Raw genomic sequence first — 6,042 nt, forward strand, 5'->3', positions numbered from 1 at the left:
ATGCGTCCGGCCTCGATCTTGGACAGGTCGAGGACGTCATTGAGGATGCCCAGCAGAAGGCCGCCTGACTTGCGGACAACGTCGAGGCGTTTCCTCTGCTCGTCGGGCAGGTCGCCCATGGCCATGATCTCGGCCATGGTCAGGACGCCATTCAGGGGCGTCCGGATTTCATGGCTCATATTGGCCAGGAACTGCGTCTTCATCAGGTTGGCGTCGTCGGCGCGGTCCCGGGCGTCCTGCAGCTCGGACATCAGGGCCTGCTGCTGGGCCTCGCGGACAGACAGCCGGTGCAGGAGGTGGTTGAAGGAGGCGCTGAGGCCCCGGAACAGTCCGTCCCGCGTATTCAAGAGGATGGGCTCATAGCTGGCGCTCTCCGACACCTTCTGCATGGCGGCGGAGAGCTCGATGACCGGGGCCACGACCTGGTCCGCCTGCCGGCGGGCCATGACCATGGCGGCGCCGATCCCCGCAAAGAGCAGGGCGCCGGCGAGGGCAAGGAGCTGGGCCCCGACGTCTGAGACGTCGGAGGGCTTGCCCATGGTCACCACTTCGCCGAACCGCCGCCCCTGATGGGTCACGGGCGTCCGCAGGACCACGAGGCCGCCAGGCGAATCGGCGCCGGGCTTGCGGAAACCGGCCACGCGGTGGCCCTCAAGGTCGAGATACTCCCCCGACAGGAGAAGCGGAGAAAGCTCGAGGGCGCGGATCGCGGACCGGACGGCCTGCTCGTCATTGGCCTGGACGGCGTCGGCGATGCTGATCGCGGCCATGCCGCCGAGGGAGGACTGCAGGTTGCGGTTCTGGGCGTGAACCATGGCCCACTGCTGCCCCATGAAGGTGAGGGTCGCGAGGACGAGCACGCTGAGCGCCGTGACCAAAGCGGCGGCCGAGACCCGGGCGTGGAAGCCCGTCGTCGGCAGCGATCCCTTGAGGAATTCAGGCGGTTTCATGGGCGTCCCGGCAGCGTAAGGCGACCCGTTTCCCACGAGTCTCCTAACGTTTCCCTGAGTTAACCTTGGAAAATCGGACGATTCAGCGATTTTCAGGTCGAAAAACGCCCCGAATTGGAAGAGATGCGGCAAAATGCCACAGTTAACAAAGTCTTAACGGCCGGGACCCATGTTAACTTCTGATTTACCTTAATCCCACGGCTATTCCGCCGTACGAGGGGATTCCCATGGATAAGGCATTCATCGCCAAGCGTTCTCAGGAAAAGCTCGTCGCCACGGAGGCGGCCATTGACGCGGCCCTGATCGAGACCACCCAGCTGCTCGCCGACCTGCTGCAGGCCCGCGCGGACCTGGGCGCACCCGTCGCCTTCGCCGACGATGTCCAGGTCAAACTGACCGAGGCCATAACGGCCCTCAGCTCGGCCCGCACCACCATGGGCGGGGTCCACTCCGGCCTGGTGGAAGCCGCCCTGCGCCTCGGCATCCGCACCCGGATGATTGGGCCCTATTGCATGGACAGTTTCCGCCTGCAGCAGGACGAGGACCAGCGCTCGGTCGCCTGATCGCCGTCACACACCCTTAAGGATTTTGGGGCTCTTCTCGACCGGGAGGAGCCCTTTTTTCATGCCGCTTGGCGAGATCATCTTCCAGGTTCTGGTCTACGCCCTCGCGGTGATCATCCCGCTGTGGGCCCTGGTCGCCGGGGGCAGGGCCGAACGGCTTTCGGCGATCTTCTTTATTGTCGCGACCGTCGCGTCAAAGTCGGTGGAGCAGATGTCTCCGCCTCAGCATGCGGGCGTCATCTTCCTTGGGATTGACGGACTCATGGCCCTTGGCTTCCTCATCCTCGCCCTGGTCTACCGGCACCTCTGGATCGCCCTGATGATGTTCACCATGGCCGGCGTCTTCTCGATACACGCCTTCTACGAGATGACCGATCGAGATCTTGACTGGACCTTCGCCCTGATGAGCAACCTCGCGACCCTCGTCCTTCTGACCAGCCTCGCCATTGGCGTCTGGACCTCCCGGCGGCGCGCGCCGGAACAGGCCTGATCGCACTTCCCCCTTGCCTTCCGGTCCAAACCGGCGTTTGTGCGCGGCGGGCCACGCCCCCCCAACGGGGCGCAGTCCATCTGCAAGGATGGGAGACATCGCAGTGACCACGATCCCGCGGCCGGCCGTGCGCCCGGCCCGACCTGAATTTTCCTCCGGCCCGTGCGCCAAGCGCCCCGGATGGACCCCCGAAGCCCTGAAGGACGCCGTCCTCGGCCGCTCGCACCGGTCGAAGCCCGGCAAGGCGCGCCTGCAGGCCGCCATCACCCGCACCCGCAAGGTGCTGGAGGTTCCCGACAGCCACCTGATCGGCATCGTCCCCGGCTCTGACACCGGGGCGGTGGAGATGGCCCTCTGGTCCCTGCTGGGGCCGCGCAAGGTGCAGATGCTGGCCTTCGAGAGCTTCGGCAAGGACTGGGTCACCGACGTGGTCAAGCAGCTGAAACTGCCCGCCGAGGTGCTGGAGGCGCCCTACGGCGAACTGCCCGACCTGTCCCGGGTGGACCCCGAGGCGGACCTGGTCTTCACCTGGAACGGCACGACCTCGGGCGTGCGCGTGCCGGACGCCGGCTTCATCTCCGCCGACCGGGCGGGCCTGGCCATCTGCGACGCCACCTCGGCGGCCTTCGCCCAGGACCTGGCCTGGGACAAGCTCGATGTGGTGACCTTCTCCTGGCAGAAGGCCCTGGGCGGCGAGGGCGCGCACGGCGTGCTGGTGCTGTCGCCCCGCGCCGTCGCCCGGCTGGAGAGCCATACCCCGGCCTGGCCCATGCCCAAGCTGTTCCGCATGACCAAGAACGGCAAGGTGACCCTGGACCTGTTCGAGGGCGCGACCATCAACACCCCCTCCATGCTCTGCGTCGAGGACGTCATCGACGCCCTGAAATGGGCCGAGGGGATCGGCGGCCTGTCCGCCATGCGGGCCCGGGCCGACGCCAACCTGGGCGTCCTGGCCGACTGGGTGGCGAGGACCCCCTGGGTGGACTTCCTGGCCGCGGATCCCGCGACCCGGTCCAACACGTCGGTCTGCCTGAAGGTGGTCGACCCCCGCATCGCGGCCCTGCCGGCCGAGGCCCAGGCCGACTTCGCCAAGACCCTGGCCTCCCTGCTCGAGAAGGAGGGTGCGGCCCTGGACGTCGGCGGCTACCGCGACGCCCCGCCCGGCCTGCGGATCTGGTGCGGCGCCACGGTGGAGACCGCCGATGTCGCCGCCCTGGTCCCCTGGCTCGACTGGGCCTTCGAGACCGCCGCCGCCGGGCTCTGAGCCGGCCCGCCCACAATCCCGCCTCCTGATTTCCCATTCCTTCCGCGTGAAGAAAGACACCGCCATGCCCCGCGTGCTCATCGCTGACAAACTCTCCCCCGCCGCCGTCGACATCTTCCGCCAGAGGGGGGTCGAGGCCGACGTCAAGACCGGCCTGTCCAAGGACGAGCTCCTGAAGATCATCGGCGACTATGACGGCCTGGCCGTCCGCTCGGCCACCAAGGCCGACAAGGACGTCATCGCCGCCGCCGGCCAGCTGAAGGTGATCGGCCGGGCCGGGATCGGAGTCGACAATGTCGACATCCCCACCGCGACCTCGAAGGGCATCGTGGTGATGAACACGCCCTTCGGGAACTCCATCACCACCGCCGAGCACGCCGTGGCCATGATGTTCGCCCTGGCCCGCCAGATCCCCGCCGCCGACGCCTCCACCCAGGCCGGCAAGTGGGAGAAGAACCGGTTCATGGGGATCGAGCTCTACGCCAAGACCCTGGGCCTTATCGGCGCCGGCAACATCGGCTCCATCGTCGCCGACCGGGCCAACGGGCTGAAGATGAAGGTGGTGGCCTACGATCCCTTCCTGTCCGCCGAGCGGGCCGTGGAGATCGGCGTGGAGAAGGTCGAGCTGGACGAGTTGCTGACCCGGGCCGACATCATCACCCTGCACACCCCCCTGACCGACAAGACCCGCAACATCCTGTCGGCCGAGAGCCTGGCCAAGGCGAAGAAGGGCGTGCTGATCGTCAACTGCGCCCGCGGCGGCCTGGTGGACGAGGCGGCCCTGCGCGCCCTGCTGGACTCCGGCCATGTGGGCGGGGCGGCCTTCGATGTCTTCGTCGAGGAGCCGGCGACGGCCAATGTTCTGTTCGGCGCGCCGAACTTCATCGCCACCCCGCACCTGGGCGCCTCGACCCTGGAGGCGCAGGAGAACGTCGCCCTGCAGGTGGCCGAGCAGATGAGCGACTACCTGCTGACCGGGGCGGTGACCAACGCCCTCAACAGCCCCTCGGTGAGCGCCGAGGAGGCCCCCAAGCTGAAGCCCTTCGTCGCCCTGGCCGAACGCCTGGGCGCCTTCGCCGGCCAGATGATCGACGTGGAGATCAAGGCCGTGGAGCTGGCCTATGAGGGCGAGGTGGCCCAGCTCAACACCCGGCCCCTGACCGCCGCCGCCCTGGCCGGCGTGATGCGGCCCATCCTGGCGGAGATCAACATGGTCTCCGCCCCCGCCGCAGCGCGGGAGAGGGGCGTGGCGGTGACCGAGTCCAAGCTGGACGACTCGCCCGTCTTCGAGAGCCTGGTGCGGATCACGGTGACCACCACCATGGGCAAGCGCTCCTTCGCCGGGACGGTGGTGGCCGGGACCCCGCGCATCGTCGAGGTCAAGGGTATGGAGCTGGACGCCCCCTTCAGCCCGACCATGCTGTACGTGAACAACCAGGACAAGCCGGGCTTCATCGGCGCGGTCGGCGCCCTTCTGTCCGAGGCGCAGGTGAACATCGCCACCTTCAACCTGGGCCGGGTGGCCGCCGGCGAGGACGCCATCTGCCTGATCGGCGTGGACCAGGAGCCCGACGACGGCCTTGTGGGCCGCATCCGCACCCTGCCCCACGTCAAGGAAGCCCGTATCCTGAGGTTCTAGGCCCCGGCTTCATCGCCGTTGACCCCCTCACCCGGCTTCGCCGGGAGCTCCCCCTGATGGGGAGCAATTGGGCGCTTTAATTCCTCCCCATCAGGGGGAGGTGGACCGCGCAGCGGGCCGGAGGGGGTTTGCGGAGAGGGGGATTGACCCCCTCACCGACCTTCGGTCGGAGCTCCCCCTGATGGGGAGCAATTGGCGTTCTCATTCCTCCCCCCAGGGGGAGGTGGACCACGAATGCGGGCCGGAGGGGGTCTGCTGAGCCGACGTTGACGCCGGTCTCCGGCCCGAGGGAGGATGGGGCGTGAGCACGCCCCGGAACCCCTGTCGGCGGGCGGAGGCCGAGCTTTCGGCCTATGCCCTTAGCCTGCCCGAGACCGATGTCGCCCCTCCGGGCCGGTCACTCGACTATTTCCGCTACCTGCGGGTGGCGGGGAAGGGTTTCGCCGTCTTCGGCGCCCGGGATGAGGAGGCGGACGAACTGACCCTGACCGTCAAGCTGCCCATCTCCGCAGATATGGCGGCGGACCTGCCCTTCGTGCGGGAGAGCACGGGCTGGTACAAGCGCCACAACTGGGTCATCGCCCACTTCGGCCCGGAAGACGACGTCCTGGCCGAGCTGGAGACCCTGAAGGCCTGGATGCGACAGAGCTACCTGGCCGTGGCTCCGCGGAAACTGGCGCGCCAGGTCGCCGGCGACTGACTCCACCGCCCCCTGAGGAGACCATTGACTCCCTGTTCGCCTGGACTAGAACAAAAAGCGAACAAGAGGTCGGGCATGGACGGGGACAGGCGGAACAGGCTGGCGGCGCTGCGGGCGGACATCCGGCGGCTGGAGCGGGTGGCGGGGCCCGTGCGGGGACGGCTGTCCCTGGGCGACCCCCGGCTCGATTCGGCCCTGGGCGGGGGGCTGCCCCTGGGCCAGTGGCACGAGATCGGCGGCGAGGGGGCGGAGGCCGAGACCGGGGCCGCCCCCGCCGCCTTCGCCGCCCGGCTGGCCGCCGCCCTGCTGGCCCGGCCGGACCAGCGCGGCCGCTCGGCCGTCTGGATCCTGCGCCGCGACGACCTCTTCCCTCCCGGCCTGGTGGAGCTGGGCCTGCCGGCGGACCGGCTGGTGGGGGTCTGCGCCCGGGACGAGG

At 68.6% G+C, this 6,042-nt stretch carries 6 protein-coding genes and 1 pseudogene; 6 read left to right on the forward strand and 1 reads right to left on the reverse strand.

The window, feature by feature from the left end:
• Positions 1–950: histidine kinase dimerization/phospho-acceptor domain-containing protein (locus INE98_RS02665; protein WP_293536338.1), on the reverse strand; the 950-nt coding region annotated here is incomplete at its 3' end.
• A 227-nt stretch (positions 951–1,177) separates the two neighbouring features.
• On the opposite strand from INE98_RS02665, the gene INE98_RS02670 reads away from it, so the two are divergent.
• From INE98_RS02670 to INE98_RS02695, 6 genes and pseudogenes are all read left to right on the forward strand, one after another.
• Complete coding sequence (locus tag INE98_RS02670; RefSeq protein WP_293536340.1) at positions 1,178–1,513, forward strand: hypothetical protein; 336 nt, start codon at positions 1,178–1,180, stop codon at positions 1,511–1,513.
• 61 nt (positions 1,514–1,574) lie between these two features.
• The gene (locus INE98_RS02675; protein ID WP_293536341.1) at positions 1,575–2,003 is read left to right on the forward strand and encodes a hypothetical protein; all 429 of its coding nucleotides are present in this window, start codon (positions 1,575–1,577) and stop codon (positions 2,001–2,003) included.
• Positions 2,004–2,091: 88 nt separating this feature from the next.
• A complete protein-coding gene (locus tag INE98_RS02680; RefSeq protein WP_293536343.1) occupies positions 2,092–3,267 on the forward strand; it encodes a phosphoserine transaminase in 1,176 nt (391 codons plus the stop codon).
• Between the two features lie 64 nt (positions 3,268–3,331).
• Positions 3,332–4,906 (forward strand): phosphoglycerate dehydrogenase, encoded by a 1,575-nt coding sequence (gene serA, locus INE98_RS02685; protein ID WP_293536345.1) that lies wholly within the window; start codon positions 3,332–3,334, stop codon positions 4,904–4,906.
• Positions 4,907–5,207: 301 nt separating this feature from the next.
• A complete protein-coding gene (locus INE98_RS02690; protein WP_293536347.1) occupies positions 5,208–5,606 on the forward strand; it encodes a hypothetical protein in 399 nt (132 codons plus the stop codon).
• A gap of 75 nt (positions 5,607–5,681) precedes the next feature.
• A pseudogene (locus INE98_RS02695) lies at positions 5,682–6,042 on the forward strand (protein imuA); the annotation flags it as partial.

Source organism: Phenylobacterium sp., from assembly GCF_020253645.1.
Classification (GTDB): Bacteria; Pseudomonadota; Alphaproteobacteria; order Caulobacterales; family Caulobacteraceae; genus Phenylobacterium.